This is a genomic window from Exiguobacterium sp. s16, from assembly GCF_018618115.1.
Lineage (GTDB): Bacteria > Bacillota > Bacilli > Exiguobacteriales > Exiguobacteriaceae > Exiguobacterium > Exiguobacterium mexicanum_A.
The window spans coordinates 616,262-631,943 of the sequence record NZ_JACSLM010000002.1; the positions used below are offsets into that span (position 1 = coordinate 616,262).

General features: G+C 51.8%; 15 protein-coding genes. 9 read left to right on the top strand and 6 right to left on the bottom strand.

Annotated elements, in window-relative coordinates:
- Positions 1-13 precede the first annotated feature (13 nt).
- Positions 14-1,276, bottom strand: coding sequence for an NCS2 family permease (locus tag KNP86_RS06690; RefSeq protein ID WP_214753333.1), 1,263 nt, complete (start codon positions 1,274-1,276; stop codon positions 14-16).
- 286 nt (positions 1,277-1,562) lie between these two features.
- Here KNP86_RS06690 and KNP86_RS15710 point away from each other — a divergent pair, with 286 nt between their 5' ends.
- The 4 genes from KNP86_RS15710 to KNP86_RS06705 all read left to right on the top strand — a co-directional run bounded on the left by KNP86_RS15710 (position 1,563) and on the right by KNP86_RS06705 (position 4,447).
- On the top strand, positions 1,563-1,685 hold the full coding sequence (locus tag KNP86_RS15710; RefSeq protein ID WP_255417482.1) for a hypothetical protein: 123 nt from the start codon (positions 1,563-1,565) through the stop codon (positions 1,683-1,685).
- 368 nt (positions 1,686-2,053) lie between these two features.
- A complete protein-coding gene (locus tag KNP86_RS06695; protein ID WP_214753335.1) occupies positions 2,054-2,614 on the top strand; it encodes a VanZ family protein in 561 nt (186 codons plus the stop codon).
- Positions 2,615-2,634: 20 nt separating this feature from the next.
- Positions 2,635-3,315 carry a response regulator transcription factor gene (locus KNP86_RS06700; RefSeq protein WP_214753337.1) on the top strand — a complete coding sequence of 227 codons (681 nt, stop codon included), beginning with the start codon at positions 2,635-2,637 and terminating at the stop codon, positions 3,313-3,315.
- A complete protein-coding gene (locus tag KNP86_RS06705; RefSeq protein ID WP_251130439.1) occupies positions 3,305-4,447 on the top strand; it encodes a sensor histidine kinase in 1,143 nt (380 codons plus the stop codon). Before KNP86_RS06700 ends, KNP86_RS06705 begins: the two co-directional genes overlap by 11 nt.
- Before the next feature lie 141 nt (positions 4,448-4,588).
- Here KNP86_RS06705 and KNP86_RS06710 read toward each other — a convergent pair whose 3' ends face one another.
- The 4 genes from KNP86_RS06710 to KNP86_RS06725 all read right to left on the bottom strand — a co-directional run bounded on the left by KNP86_RS06710 (position 4,589) and on the right by KNP86_RS06725 (position 7,340).
- Positions 4,589-6,088 carry a PH domain-containing protein gene (locus tag KNP86_RS06710; RefSeq protein WP_214753341.1) on the bottom strand — a complete coding sequence of 500 codons (1,500 nt, stop codon included), beginning with the start codon at positions 6,086-6,088 and terminating at the stop codon, positions 4,589-4,591.
- A complete protein-coding gene (locus KNP86_RS06715) occupies positions 6,085-6,594 on the bottom strand; it encodes a PH domain-containing protein (protein WP_214753343.1) in 510 nt (169 codons plus the stop codon). Before KNP86_RS06715 ends, KNP86_RS06710 begins: the two co-directional genes overlap by 4 nt.
- 74 nt (positions 6,595-6,668) lie before the next feature.
- A complete protein-coding gene (locus KNP86_RS06720) occupies positions 6,669-6,986 on the bottom strand; it encodes a hypothetical protein (protein ID WP_214753344.1) in 318 nt (105 codons plus the stop codon).
- A gap of 15 nt (positions 6,987-7,001) precedes the next feature.
- Positions 7,002-7,340, bottom strand: a complete 339-nt coding sequence (locus KNP86_RS06725) for a WGR domain-containing protein (protein ID WP_214753346.1) — start codon at positions 7,338-7,340, stop codon at positions 7,002-7,004.
- A 294-nt stretch (positions 7,341-7,634) separates the two neighbouring features.
- Between KNP86_RS06725 and KNP86_RS06730 the strand changes: the two genes are divergently transcribed.
- From KNP86_RS06730 to KNP86_RS06740, 3 genes are read left to right on the top strand one after another with little or no spacing between them, the layout of a single operon-like run.
- Positions 7,635-8,336, top strand: a complete 702-nt coding sequence (locus KNP86_RS06730; RefSeq protein ID WP_214753348.1) for a hypothetical protein — start codon at positions 7,635-7,637, stop codon at positions 8,334-8,336.
- Complete coding sequence (locus tag KNP86_RS06735) at positions 8,336-9,262, top strand: AAA family ATPase (RefSeq protein ID WP_214753350.1); 927 nt, start codon at positions 8,336-8,338, stop codon at positions 9,260-9,262. Before KNP86_RS06730 ends, KNP86_RS06735 begins: the two co-directional genes overlap by 1 nt.
- Before the next feature lie 5 nt (positions 9,263-9,267).
- Positions 9,268-10,314 carry a DUF58 domain-containing protein gene (locus KNP86_RS06740; protein ID WP_214753352.1) on the top strand — a complete coding sequence of 349 codons (1,047 nt, stop codon included), beginning with the start codon at positions 9,268-9,270 and terminating at the stop codon, positions 10,312-10,314.
- 45 nt (positions 10,315-10,359) lie between these two features.
- On the opposite strand, the gene KNP86_RS06745 is transcribed toward KNP86_RS06740, so the two are convergent.
- Positions 10,360-11,451 carry an FUSC family protein gene (locus KNP86_RS06745; protein WP_214753354.1) on the bottom strand — a complete coding sequence of 364 codons (1,092 nt, stop codon included), beginning with the start codon at positions 11,449-11,451 and terminating at the stop codon, positions 10,360-10,362.
- Positions 11,452-11,626: 175 nt separating this feature from the next.
- Between KNP86_RS06745 and KNP86_RS06750 the strand changes: the two genes are divergently transcribed.
- Complete coding sequence (locus KNP86_RS06750) at positions 11,627-12,247, top strand: NAD(P)-dependent oxidoreductase (RefSeq protein WP_214753356.1); 621 nt, start codon at positions 11,627-11,629, stop codon at positions 12,245-12,247.
- A gap of 17 nt (positions 12,248-12,264) precedes the next feature.
- The gene (locus KNP86_RS06755) at positions 12,265-15,645 is read left to right on the top strand and encodes a dynamin family protein (protein ID WP_214753358.1); all 3,381 of its coding nucleotides are present in this window, start codon (positions 12,265-12,267) and stop codon (positions 15,643-15,645) included.
- Positions 15,646-15,682: the final 37 nt, after the last annotated feature.

The following is a 15,682-nucleotide window of genomic DNA, read 5'->3' on the forward strand; positions in this document are numbered from 1 at the left end:
GCACCGCCCCATCTTACAGCCAGACTGGTAAAGAAAAGAAAACCAAGAACAATACGGTCAAGACACCGACGACCGGACTGAGCGACCGATAGCCCTTCTTGAACAAGACGATCATCGTGTATGCGATGAAGCCGAGCCCGATGCCATCGACGATGGAATACGTGAACGGAATCATGATGATGACGAGAATCGCCGGGAAGGCATGCTCCCAATTGTCGAGCGGGAGATGCTTCACGTTCTGGAACATCATCATGCCGATGATGATCAACACCGGCGCGATCGCCGTCACCGGAATGATCGCGAACAGCGGCAACAACAAGAGCGAGACGACGTACAGGCCTGACGTGACGAACGAGGCGATGCCGCCCCGTGCACCGACCGAGATGCCGGCCGCGACCTCGACCGTCGAGACGGTCGGGCTCGAGCCGAACATGGCACCGGCCATCGTCGACAACCCTTGGGCGACGAGCCCTTTGGGTGCGTCCGCATCCTTACCGATAGCGCGCGTCTGATTTTGGATCAGGCTGATGTTCTCGATCAGCAAGACGAGCGTCAACACGCCGACGGCGACAAGGAAGATCGGTGACGCCGACTCGGCGAACGAGACGTTGCCGAACACGGTACCGAATGACACGAAGAACGGCGTGAGCGCATACTCGCCGGTCCAGTCGAGCGTTCCCATGACGGCGCTCAAGCCGACACCGAACGCGATCGTCCATAAGAAACTGCTCGGTCCCATCTTCAAGAAGAGCAGGATGGCGACGAAGAGCGACAGGAACGCGACCTGTACCGGTCGTTCCCCGAGGTCTCCGATGTGAAGCAGTGCCCCGCCACCGCCCGAGACGATCCCCGCCGCCTCGAGCCCGATCAAGATGAGGAACAGGCCGAGCCCGACCGTCAATCCGTCATGAATGATCGGTGGAAACGCGTTCGCGAGTTTCCTCGCCACTTTCGTTACCGTCAGCAGGACGACGAGCGCCCCCGAGACGAACGAGACGGCGAGCGCGCCTTGCCAGCTCAGCCCCATCTGCAGGACGAGCGTGTACGTGAACAGCGCGTTGATGCCCATCCCTGGTAACAGGAGCAATGGCAAGTTGAACAGCCCTGCGATGAACGTTCCGATGATGCTTGTCAAAATCGCTCCGACGAGCGCTCCCTCGAACGGGAGTCCGGCTTGTGTCAAGATTGCCGCGTGAACGGCCGGGATGTATGCTGTCGCCAGAAAGTTCAGCACGCCCCCGTATGTTTCTGTTTTCCATTCTGTTTGTTTTGCCATAGGAATCAATCCTTTATTGGCACCCTCACCCACCCATGTGGTTATACACACGAGATTGATTATATCCTGTCTGACTTCTGACATGCAAGCCAATCTTGGTTCAAATCCATCTTTGGACCCAGTCATGAGACCCGTTCGGACGAAAGGTTCATTTTATAAAACAAGAACAAACGTTCCTGTTTTTAGCATCTTTTTTGAAGAGAATCTGCTATAATGAAGGAGCAGGTTAACGCAGCAATAGTGGGGTCAGCCGCCAAGTCCACAATGGAGGAAGGCGGTGGTGCGGATGGAACAATTATGGACCTGGGTCGGCGATTATGTGATCGTCCCGATCCTCGCTCCGATCATCGTTCATTTGGTATTACACCAAACATCCGATCGTGCAACGTCTGAACGCACAAAAAAATGACCCCCTCGGCGCAATGAGATGGGTCACTTTCTGATTCACTAACCATTGTGGCGGCTGGGCCACTCTTGAAGTGGTAGCCTGTGAGCCAGAGGCCGGTGTGTCCAGCACCGGTCTCTTTCTACTTGCATCATACCATACTTGTTCCCATTTTTCAGTAACAGAAACACAAAAACGGTGAAGTTGACGTGACGAATGATAGCTGTCCGTCCGACATCATTCAGAGACCACGTTTCTAAGCCCGTTGTTCAACAGTTTGAGGCAGAGCAAAGCGCTATGCCTTTTTTAGATTTCATTTATGACACCTTTAAGAAATCTTTAAATCCGTCATCTACACTGAAGACAGTTCAAATTCTTAGGAGGTTCATACCATGTATAATAAAGATTATTCAGTCATGTTCACAATCGAATCAGGGGTCGTTCTTATCCCGCTCGCGATTCTCGGTCTCATCACGTTACTCGTCTGGTCGTTTCGTAAGAAACATGTAAAGGTCCCGCAAACTCTTTTGCTTTTGTCGTTCGGGATATACGTATTAGGTGTCCTTCACTTTGTCTTCTTCCCAATTGACGTCAATTTAGGAAAGTATGCGAATCAAGTCCCGTGGTGGAGAACGATTAATTTTATTCCGATTCTGACCATCGATGTGTATTCATTTGTGCTAAATGTCGTCATGTTTCTCCCGTTCGGCTGCTATCTTCCATTTTTGAAACCGTCGATCACGAAAAAAGAAGTCCTCCTACGAGGTTTTCAATTCAGTCTTATCCTTGAACTGACTCAATTATTGGTACGTACGACACTAGGCAGTGGACGAAGCACAGATGTGAATGACTTATTGGCAAATGCGCTCGGCGCACTTTTAGGGTTCCTACTCGTTCGTTTCGTCGTCCAATTTGCCCCGTTCCGACGTTTATATCAGAATTTCCAACTTTAATTCGTAAGGGAGTTTCAGGCATGACAAAAATCTTGTTAGTGGATGATGATGTCCAAATCGCAGAACTGATTGATGTGTATGTAAAGAATGACGGGTATCTCACGACGCTGGCAACCGATGGGGAAATGGCGCTTGCCTTGTTCAACCGAGAGCCGTTTGACTTAATCATCTTAGATTGGATGATGCCTCGGATGGATGGGCTTGAATTTTGTAAGCGGGTGCGTCAGACGAGCCAAATCCCGATTTTAATGGTCAGTGCCAAAGTGGGTGACCTGGATAAGATATTGGGATTGACGACAGGGGTCGATGATTACATCATCAAGCCGTTCAATCCGCTCGAGTTGATGGCACGTGTCAAAGCATTGCTGCGCCGTTCAAACTATAACCGACCAAGCGCGTCCTCAAGTGTGCAAGCTGGCCCCTTCCTGATCGATCGAGCCAGTCACACTGTCACGATGCAAGATCAGACGATTCGATTGACGGCACGTGAATTTGAGATCTTGTATTTACTGGCGAAACATAAAGGCCAGGTGTTCAGCTCTGAAGAGATATTTGAGACGGTCTGGCAAGAGCATGGCGTCGGGTCGAATCAGACGGTGATGGTTCATATCAGTAACATCCGTGAGAAATTACATGCCGTCGTGCCACATGAGGTCATCATTCATACGGTGTGGGGAGTGGGATATAAAATTGAGACATAATATATGGCGCGTCATAACGTTCATCCCGATGTGGAAACGTCTGATGTATGTATTGATTGCTTTCGGGGTCGCCACCCTGAGCGGTATGCTGTTACTGCCTGTCATCTGGTACTTTGAAGAGTCATCACGATTTGTGGAGAGTCTGATCATCGTGTTGTCGTATTTTCGGGAAGGTGTCATCGTCATGTTTTACAGTCTGGTGGTTATCGTTTGTCTCGTGTTGATTTATCAATATGAGCGCAAACGATATTTACAGTTTCACATTGAACGGATGACGTCACTTGTCGAAGAACTCCATGTCGACCGTGATTCGGATGAACGATCTGTTCCGCCAGAGCTAGACCGGTTGATGGCAACCGTTCGCGCCATCTCGGACAGTGCGGCAAAAGCGGAGCAGGAAGTGCTTCAAGCGGATCGTTTGAAACATGAGCTCGTGACGAACGTCGCCCACGACTTGCGCTCCCCGCTCACGTCGATCACGGGTTATCTTGACTTGATTCACAGCGACCGTTACCGGGACGAGGTGGAGTTGCGTCATTACATTCACGTCATTCATGAGAACGCGACCCATCTGAAAGGCTTGATTAACGATATCTTTGACTATACGTTTCTACAAAACGACCGTATCGCCCTCCAGACAAGCGAGGTCCGTCTCGATGAATTGCTCAATCAGCTCATCATGCAGTCGACGTTACGTCTCTCGGAAGTTGGAATGGAAGCTCGATTCAGCTCCTCAGCCGAACGTCCCATCGTGGAAGGGGATGCGTTGAAGCTAGTCCGTGTGTTTGAGAATATACTCGAGAATGCGATTCGTTACGGGCGTGACGGAACGTATATCGATATGTTCATCGACGATACGGATGAAGCGGTCCTTATCAACATGACGAACTACGGCGAGGATGCCATCCCCTCCCGTGACATTCCTTACGTGTTTGAGCGATTTTTTAGAGTGGAACAGTCACGCGCGCATTACACTGGTGGATCAGGTCTCGGTCTTGCCATCGCCAAGTCCATCATCGATTTACATGAGGGTGAGATTCACGTGACGAGCCAACCAAGAGAAACGACGTTCACAATCATTCTCCCAAAAGTCTCTCCTAATGCTGTCCATGAGAAAGCATGGCCCGTGTGACCTACACCCGTCATGTTTTTTCGTATCCACATATTTTTTTCCACCCTTAAGGTTACGTCGGAAAGAATGCCTCAAGGTGTAAAAAAACGAGCCCAATCGCGTGTTGCGATTGGGCTCGTCGACTATACGAACGGGGCAGCGTTAGCCCGGTCGTTTCATGTTTTCTTCTTCATAGCGAGAGAACCACTTCAGCATGGCATCCGCTTCTTGTTTCGGGATATCCTCGATTAATTCATGTGATAAGACACCGCGCGTCGAGAACAGGACGTTACATACATCGAAACGGCGCTGGAGCGGCGTCTGCGTCACTTGAATCTGTTCGATCCTCGGCTTGTCCGTCAAGAACGACGTGACGTTGAAGGCGCCGGTCCGTAGTTCTATGAACTGACCGTTTTGGGCGTAGCGTGTCGTCATATAGCTCAACAAACGGCCGCCGATGATAATGGCCCACAACAGGATGAGCCACCAGGCATACTCACGGAAGAAGTACAGTACGACTCCCGAGACGATCAGTCCGACCCAGCTGATGCGCAACAGTTTAACCCAGAGCGAACGCTTCGGCAGGCGATGGAGCGCATCAGACCAGACGAACTGGTCGAAGTGTTCGTTCAAAACATTCATTGCCCGCTCTCGTTTCACGAACGGCAGGATGGTCGATGATTCATTTTTCAACTCGTCCATCGTCCCCGCTGCGACGAGTTCGACACCGACGATATGGAACCACCGCCGGATGAACGTCTCTTTGACCCGGACCGCTTGAATCTTCTCGTACGGAATCTCTTTGGCGGAACGGTTGAGCAATCCCTTCTCGACGCGAATGCGGTCGCCGCGTCGTTCGAGTCGGAAATTCCCGTATTTCAAGAAATTGATGACCATGCCGATGACAATCGACAAGATCAGGACCGCTAAGACGAGCACACCAATCGCGATGATTGACGCATGGACGACCCAATCCCCAATCGTATCGAACGTCCCGTCGAGATTGATGAAGTCATCAATCGACGAGATGATTGTCGAGGCGACCGGGAAGATGGCGAACACTGACAATGACGTCAGCGAGGCGATAATGATTTCTCGGGTTGAGAGGGCGTACAATAAACGGCTCGACGGTTTTTCAATCGCCACCGGTGCAACTGTCCCGTCCGTCTCCCCTTCTACCGGTATGTCGGTCTCGGTCTTGCGATGACGCACCTGGTCAAGGATGTCCTCGAGCCGCTTCGCCTCGTTCGGGAAGACGCCGGCCAGTTTGAACGAGGCGTCGTCACTGTTCGCGTTCGTGTCGAACGTCAACTCGACAACCCCGAGCAATCGGTACAAGAACGGGCTGTTCGAATGGACACTTTGAATCTTATAGAGCGGAAGCGACTTCTCTTTCTTAATCCAATTGCCATCGATGATATATACCGTCTTCTCATCGAGCGCATACCGGAAGTTGAGCCAGCCGAAGAACTTCTGCAGGACATCGAGCCCGAGAAAGAGCAGGATTCCGACCCGTAAGATGATGCCGAACGTGGACTCCCAATCGTTGTTGACGACGAACAATAACACGAGTGGGATAGCGAACGACTTGATGACCTCTAATACCCGTAACAGTAAGACGCGACTCGGCAGCCGATGCCACGTGAGGGCGGCTTCCGTCATACGACATCCTCCTCCTCGATGCGAGCGTAGACCGCAATCTGTTCACGAAGCGTCTTCGCGAACGACTCCTCAATCGCATAAATGTCATGCGATCCGGCGGCCGTCCCGATCGTAATCGTCTGCAAGCCGTACTTTCGTAGCAACGGGCCTTGCTGGGCGTGGACGTATTGGACTTTCGTCATCGGAATCAATACGTCATGCGTCGTGATGATCCCGTGATGCAGGCGGATCTCGAGTGGTTTCACGTCATACGTGAACCGCTCTTGCTTCCACTTTTGGAAGACGACGATGTCGATCACACTATAGATGAGATCGATGGCGAGTAAAGCGTACATCGTATATTGGAGCCACGTCGGCCAGTCAAAATAGAGCGCGGCGGCGACGAGTCCACCTATGATGACGAGGCCGATGAGATAAAAGATGGCACTCGACAACCGGAAGACGGTACGTGCCTCAATCGGCAATGTGCCGCTGAATGATGTTGGTGTTGTTTCTATGTCTGACATTAGTGTTTCCCCCTAACGATTCGGAGCATGTGCCCGTTCTACCTCTAGTATACGGTGCACTCCCTAAAAAAGTTTCAAATTGAGGTCGGGAAACTGTTCAACCGTGATCTCATCAACTCAAAGCGCGGTTTGTCTTCGGCCTCCACTTGCTGGATAAGGCGGTCGAGTGCGGCGACACCTTCCCCCTGTAGCGCAGCGTCTAGATGACCGGTCAGTTTAATCGACGCGAACGTACTTGCCATGATAGCGACGTCACAGTCGAAGCCATATTCATATGTCGCCCAGTCGTCCGGGCTCGACACGTCCCGCTCCATCCAGCCCGACACGATGTCGTACGCCCCGACGAGAAAATCGATGTCCCGCTGTTTTCGAATCGCATCCTCGAACATCACGAGAACGTCGGCCCCTTAGTCACTGCCGAACGGACTGTACTCATCCGTGCAATCCAAGTAAAAATCCTCCTGAAAATGATCATTGAACCGAGGGTGTGCGGTGAGTCGGTCAGGACCGACTTCCGGGTCGTCGACATAAATGAAGTCGTCCCAATCAATCTCGGTCTCGATGTACCCTTTCCGGAGTTTCTGGCGAACCAGCTTGTCCGCTTCTTTCTGACAGACGTCCTCCGATTCGAACGATTTGATTTGCACTTTCCCGATTGTCCCGAGCTTTCCGTAATGTAAGGCGAACTCGTCGGACCCGACACGGATGTTCCAAAACTTCGTGGTGTGTTGTAAGTAGGTTTGCATCTGCTCATCCCCATATCGCTTAAGATGTTTTCATTATACGCAGAATTTGAACGATGAAGGACCAGATCAATCTAATGTAATTAAATTCAATTATTGACATTATTTTTTTATAATGGAATATATAAGTATAAACTTATGCGATGTAGTAACGGTTTGATTGGTAGACCCGTTTTTTTTATCAATAGAATCAAATAGAAGGTGAATCACTTCTGCGAAATAAAGTAGCAATGTGTATTCTACTAACAATAACTTAATCTTACAAAAGTAGGCAGGCATTTTGATGATGGAGGGTTTATGCAGAAAAGAAAAATGTATTATTTTATCATTTCGACCTTGGTCATCCTCGCTTTATTTAAAACCGGCGGGACTTTCCTTTATGGAATGATTGTAGATCGTCCCACCCAACAAGACATGTCGGGAAATCCAAGGTATATCGACGGTGAGTTGGCAACCTTTAAAGACAAAACAGAGAATCTAGAGGATACTAATGATATACCGAAGTGGTATGATCTTTTGTCGAAAGAACGGTTTGAGAAGAAGACGTCTGGCGAAGATCAAGAGACTGTTTCAGATGTCCTAAAATGGGCAGTTATAGCTTTCTTGCTCATTTTATTTCTCAAGTACTACAAGCGCGTACGAAACTGGTGGGATAAGCGGCGACGCAAAGCGACACCGTCCTCAGCTGACGAGAGACCATTATCATCTCGAGCCAACATGAACACGGTGACCAATACAACACCAACCTTTCTTTATGCCTCTGATACTGAGCTTGGGAAACTACTCGTGGAGTTGAATGACATCTTGAGCGACACTCAAAAACGAAAACCTCACGAGACCGTCTCAGAGTGGTTTGCACGCATTCGATTCGAACAATCTGTGAAACCTTATGCCGATGTACGATATGGAGAACTGGACGTGATCGACGAGCGCTCACTTCATGATTTCAAAGTATCTGTCAGACAATACATCCAACACTATAAAGGAGAGAAATCTTGATGAACATTCGTACGATGATTGAGGAAATCAACCAAGTCTATTTGGGCAATCCGACAGTAGTAGAGTTGTGTGTGACATCACTTTTGGCAAACGGACATGTTCTCTTAGAAGATGTACCGGGCACCGGAAAGACGATGTTGGCCAAGACATTGGCGACGAGTTTCCACGGCGACTTTTCAAGAATTCAGTTCACAGCCGACTTATTACCGTCAGATATTGTCGGTTCAGATTTTTTCAATCTAAAGACGCAAGAGTTTGAAAACAAGCAAGGCCCGATCTTCGCCAACATCGTGCTCATCGATGAAATCAACCGGGCCGTCCCACGTACCCAGTCTGCATTGCTTGAAGCGATGGAAGAACGACAGGTGACGGTCGGGGGCAAGACATATCACCTTCCTACCCCATTCTTCGTCATCGCGACGCAAAACCCGATTGAATCATCTGGTACCTTTTCTTTGCCTGATGCGCAGCTTGACCGGTTCATGATGTGTTTACATACAGGGTACCCGACCGAAGAATTCGAACTTCAATTGTTGGAGGAATCCGTCACCGAGACCCGGAAGGCGGTACTGGCGAATGTCGATTTCGAGCAACTCCTACAATATCGAGCCGATGCCATGAAAATCCACATCTCGAAAGATGTGTTACGTTATATCGTCTCGATTGCGACCGCGTCACGTAGTCACCGGAATGTTCAGACGGGGATCAGTCCACGTGCGACGATCGCGCTCTCGAAAGCCGCTCAAAGTTATGCCTATATCCAAAATCGTGACTATGTCACACCAGAGGACATCAAGTTCTTGGCCCCATACGTTTTCGCACATCGATTGACACTGACGCTCGAGGGCGAGATCAAGTCCTCGAAGGCCATGGTCATGGAAGAACTCTTGGCGACCATCCCGGTCCCGGTCGAGATGGGCATGTGACTCCGATGAACATCACGACCAATGTATTTTTCTTGCTTGAAAAACGAATCCAAATCGTCTTATTTTCAGTGATGGTCATCTTGTTGTTCGTGCCGTACCTCTCGATCTTTTCATTCGTTCTTGCTGTTTTTTTGGCAGCAAGTCTTTATATCGAGCGTTACACGAAACGACTGACTGCACAAATGGACGTCACGTGGAGACAGTTCGACTCGATTCTGTTCAAGGACGAAAGTTGTAAGTTCACCCTTGAACTGACGAACGTGCACCTCTTAAACGAAATGGGCACGAAAACGTATATACGTACGCCAAAGGATGGACCTTACGTCGTGAACTTAGAGGGGCATACGGAAACCATCATCGAATTGGACGAGCTGCCGTCTGATTTCGTCTTCGAACTTACAAGTAATCGAAGAGGGCCCATCGAAATAGCAGAAATCTCCATCACGATTAGCTTGCCTCTATCGTTAGGGACGTTAACACTCTATTTGGCTCCCCCTTTACGTTGGACGGTATATCCATCGATTTCAAGTACTCATGCGCAGCGTATACGATCACACCTGAAGCTTGGTGAGCGCGTCTCTAAATATTCTCCAATTAAGGATCGATTACTACAAATCTCATCGAAGCCCTATGAGGATGAACCGTCTAGACAAATCGACTGGTATGCGACGGCGAAGAAATCCACTTTGCAAACGAAACTGTACCAGCCGGTCAATCAAGACATGTTCACGGTGTATCTCGACTTGTCGGCTTCGAACGGGATCGGCCTTCATCATCAGTTCGAAGAGTTGATAGAGGATACGGCATTGGTCAGTCGGGAATTGATTGAAAGCGGCGGGAAGGTCGAGCTGTTTGTGAACCGATTAGATCAAAAGGGACATGTCAATCACTTGAGCATCCAAGAAGGGGCGAAGCAGCTTAAAAACATCCTCGCCTTACTCTCTAGTCTCTCGGAGCAAGATCACTATATGGGTTCAACCCGTTTCTCGCCTTACGTGACGAAAATAAAAAACAAGCAAGCTCAGCTCATAAAAATCGCCTCACCTCACTGACTTTTTAAAAGCCAAGTAAGGTAAGGCGATTTTTTTAACAGACATTCAGTCTTCAAAGAACCACTTCTTGCGTGGCTCCACTTTCAAATTGTCCCCATGCTTCTTCATCTCGGTGATGAGGTAGCGTTCGAGTTCGTTCATCGCCTTGACCCAGTCCGTCATCGTTGCGACGAGCGGGACGACGGTCAGGATGAGGTCTTCCTCTTCATCCCGCATCTTCTCGATCATCAGCTTGGCGAAGTCGAAGTTCTCGTGGATAAGATCCTCTTCCCGGTCGATGATGTGCTCGTTCTCTAACTCATAAGCCGAGAATAGACGCTCATGTCGTCTGAGCAAGTGTCGCATATGACGCATCAATTCGTCCTTGAGCTGTGGAGGCAAGTGTTCGAGCGTCAGAAAATCGTCATGCAGCTTGTCGAGTACGTGGATAGCGGCACTGTTCGTATCAATCATTTTCGACTTCAAGACGGCTCGGCGATAAATCGGTGTCTTCTTCTCGAGCCAGCGGTTGGCTTTAATCTCTTCTTCAAAGAAGTCGTAAGTTGTCTTCGAATCCCGATGTTTCTTCTTCGTCTCCTCGAGTGACTCGAACGACGAGCGCCCCCCTTCCGTTTCCGAGAACAGACGGGCGATACGGACGGCCATTTGGAAGACGGTCGTAATTTCGTCCTCAAGTTTCCGCTCATAGCGTGGCGGGAACAAGAGCGCGTTGACGAGAAGCGCCACCGTGATCCCCATCATGATAAGCAAGTAACGTTCTCCGGCGAACATCCAGACGGGCATGTCCGATTGGCTCGCCCCTTCCATAATCAGAATCGTCGTCAAGATGACGGTCCGGGTCGTCGACTCGAGGTTCAAGAAGAGAAGGATCGAGATGGCGATGATGATGACGACCCCGATGGCGATCGGTGTCGGGTTCGGCGTCAACATTAAGGAGAAGACGGCGAGCAAAGCCCCGATCAAGTTCCCTTTTAATTCTTCTAATAGCCGGACACCCGTCTGGTAAACAGACGGCAATAACGCGAGCGAGGCCGCGAGCGCCGGTACGACGATCTGTTGAAATTGAAATGCCTCGGCGATGAGTAACACCAAGGCGACGGATATGCCGGTCTTGATTGTTCTAGCTCCAAATCTCATGCGGTGTCGACACCGAGGTGTCTTCCTCCCTTTATACACGTCTTAACTTTTTGTATCCCACTTACCATGCCCTGAAACCTCAAAACATTTCAAGCCGTTGTCCCCTGTTTCGATAGCGCTTCCGTGGTATGATGGCGTTGGATATTTTCTTTAATCTTGATGGGGAGGGATTTACTTGTCAACCATTGCTTTATTTGGAGGGAGCGGCCGCACGGGGATGCGGTTGCTCGAACGTTTATTAGAAGACGGACACGACGTCCGACTCTTGTCACGCCGTGAGGTCGAGCCGAGAGAACGACTCACGGTCATCATCGGGGACGCAACCGAGGCGGATGCCATCGCGGAGACGGTACATTCAGCCGACGTCGTCATGTCGGCGCTCGGGACGGATAAGCAGAATGTCCTGTCCCGCTTCACGCCGCTCGTCATCTCGGCGATGCAAGCAAACGGAATGACACGTATCTTGACGGTCGGGACGGCCGGCATCTTACAGGCGCATGATTCTGACAACTATCGTTTCGAGACCCGCGAGTCGAAACGTTCGATGACGACCGCGGCCGAAGACCACGCCAAGGCATACAAACTGCTCGACGCATCGACGCTCGATTATACAATCGTCTGCCCGACGCAATTGATTGAAGACGCGTCCGTCGGGAACATCGTCATCACAGCTGACGTGCTTGGGACGCAGAACTCGGGACCAATCTCGCGTGACGACGTGGCCGAGCTCGTCATTCAAGCGTGGGAAAACAAATCTTATCGTAGACATCGCGTCGGTATCACGACGGAATCATAAGTAGGGGATGGGGATTTATGAACGAACAACGCATGCGCCTCGCGCAATTGACCGACGTATTTGACACGCAAGCTGAGACCGAGTCGGCTCGTCTCGCCAAGACCGCACTCCGAAAAGTGACACAAAACGAGATTTGGATTGCTGTCTGTGGCCACTTTTCAGCAGGTAAGTCGACGCTCCTCAACAATTGGCTCGGAGACGGCGTGTTGCCAACGAGCCCGATTCCGACGAGTGCGAACATCGTGACGCTTCGACAAGGGGACGTCGGGGCATCGGTCGCCGTCAACGATATGGATTGGATTCGACTCGCACCGGATGAGCTCGACCGCTTAAGCGACTACTGCAAAATCGAAGAGATTAAAGAAGTCGAGTACGCCCTGCCCCGCTTCCCGTTCGGAAGCGACGTCGTCCTCATGGACACGCCCGGAATCGACTCGACCGATGAACGGCACCGTCAAGCGACGGAACGCTCGCTCTTCCTCGCCGACCATCTGTTCTTCATGATGGACTACAATCACGTCCAGTCCGAACAAAATATCAAATTGATGAAACAATTCAGCGCTGAAGGACGTCCCTACTCGATCATTATCAACCAGATCGATAAGCACGACGAAGGCGAGCTTCCGTTCGACACGTTCAAGCGCTCGCTCGAGACCGCCTTCACCCGCCATGCAATCAATCCGGATGACATGTTCTACATCTCGCTCCGCGAGCTCGACCACCCGGAAAATGAGGTGGAACGCCTCCGGACATATGTCCAAACCGTCATCGACGCCGCACGGGAACATGCGGAAGCGCGCGCCGACTTGCTCGTCGATACGTTGCTCGCCCGGTCCACTCGTGCGAACGACGCCCTCTTGGACGAGTTGCCGGTCATCGAGAAGCAGCCGACGGAGATTCAAGCCCGCCTGCAACGCCTCGATAAGAAAGCGATCTGGCTCACCGCGTTCCGTCGCGAGTTCTTCAAACACCAGACACCGATCGTCGCGAGCGCGCCGATCATGAACTATGAGTTCCGTGAACTGTTGCGGGACTATCTCGAGAGTTGTGCGCCGGAGTTCAAGGTCGGCCTGTTCTTCTCAAAAGACAAGACGCGCCAGGAACGGCTACGTCGTGAAGAGATCGCTGTCAAGGAGTTCAACCGATTGATCGATACGAACCTTCGCCCCCACTTGATCAAGTACGCCGAAGACATCGTCCGTGATTTGAAACTGCCCGAGGCGATTTTGTCCCGTCCGGATACGTTACCGACTGCACCGAGCGCGCTCATCAGTGACCAAGTGAAGTCCGGCGCATCGCTCAGCGGTGACACGGTGCTTCAATTCAGCCGCGACATCGAGTCGGCTCTCGCCTCTTGGGTGACGAAAGTGTCCGAACCGTGGGTCACGTCCGTCGAAACGTATCTTGAGGCCGAAGGTAAAGACCGAATCCATGCCATCGAGACCGAGCAAGACGAATTGTATGACATGCTCGACACGTTGGCGCTACAACGTCAGCTGGCCGAACAGAGAGACGAGCTCACCCATTACACGACACGTGACCTCTCGGATTCGCGTTTGACGGACCTTGAGACCCGTCACTACGTCACGGCCGACCAATTACCGCAGAAACAAGTCGAACATCAGCAACAAGAAGTTGCCTCGACCTCGCTTCTGGTGGATGATATCACCGCTTTGTCGTTTGATTTTTCTTATGAATATGCGGTATGTGAAATATTAGAGAACCATCCCTTATTCAAGTCACGCGTCAAGTCGCTCCGTCATAAATTGGCCCGGGCCGAATCCGAGACATACACGCTCGCCATCTTTGGGGCGTTCTCGTCCGGCAAGTCGTCGACATTGAACGCGTTGCTCGGTGAGACGGTGCTCCCGACGTCACCGAACCCACTGACGGCGTCGATCACGAAAATCGTGCCGCCGAACGGCCGCGCCAACAAGAGTGCGTTGATCACGTTCAAGACACGTGCCGAACTCGAGGCCGAGCTGAACGGTTACGGGGCGTCACTCGACGCACTCCATCTCGACCATCCGTTCGTCAACGCTCTCAAGAACGCTCCCCTGTCCTATCTCGGTAGCCAGGAGACGGTCGACTATGACACGTTCTGCTCATTCGTCACGGAGGAAGAGAAGAGCTGTATCGTCAAAGAGATCGAGCTCGCCATCGACTCCCCTTGGGCCGAGCGTGGCATCATCTTCGTCGACACGCCAGGTGCCGACTCGCAGTTCAACCGTCATAGCGAAGTACAGTTCGGTTATATGCGTGACGCCGACGCCGTCCTGTTCGTGACGTATTACAATCACGCCTTCACCGAGGCCGACCGAGAACTCGTCATCCAGCTCGGACGCGTCCAAGGGACAGGTGACCATCACATGTTCTTCCTCGTCAACGCGTCCGATTTGGCGGCGGATGAGGCGGAACGGCTCGCCGTCAGCGATTATGTGTCGAACCAGTTGACGAAACTTGGCGTCCGTCATCCGACGGTGCTACCGATTTCGAGCCGGAACGCCATCCAGGGCACGGACGCCGGGTTCGACCGATTCTCGGTCAAGCTCGAGCAATTCGTCGACCACGATTTGCGTCAGGCGAACGCGGTCCGCATCAAAGATGAGGCACATGCCCTCGTCACCGCGTTCGAGGACGTCGTCCGCGAGGCCGAAGCGGATGCGAGCGTCAAGGCGGCCCGCCGTGACAAGCTCGAACAAGTACGCACTTCTGACAATCGTCTCAACGTCACGACGCTCGAAGACCCGTTCAAGCGCGAGACGGACGAGTTGCTCGCCCACCTCGAGACCCGCTCGCTCCTCCGGCTGTCGGACTTCGTCAAAGAGACGTTCCATCCGGTCGAGGTCGATGGATCGAAGGCGAGCCTCGAGCGCGCCCTCAGCCGGACACTCGACAAGTATGCGTATGACATCCATCAAGAGCTGCAAGTGTTCCAATATCGGCTCGAGCGCTTCTTGAAACGGGAGACGGAACGCTTGATCGAGCGCGAGACGCTAAAACTGCGTCCGCTCCTGCCGACGCTGTCGTTTGAGGACGACATCGACATCGATTGGTTCCGTGACGCCGTCGACCCGGTCGCGTTCGAGGCGGCCCCGTTCCGTCCCGTCCTGAAGCACTATAAGAACGCGAACCAATTCTTCGAAGGCGACGGCCGGACGAAACTGCGCGATGACTTGAGCGCCCTGTTGAAGACGGCGGTGCGCGAGCAACTCGCGCGCGTCGGAAGTCATCAAGTCGAACGGACGGCGACGCAGCTTGCCGCGCTCGAGAAGACACTCAGCCAGGACTGGGACCGTGAAGTGAACAACCTCGTCGCCGGCGAACTGAGCGTGCTCTCGGACGGACAATCGTTCCAAGACATGACACAGCGCCTCGCTGCGCTCAGAAAGGACTGAACGCATGGGTTCCTTGTTGCTCGTCGGATTGATTCCG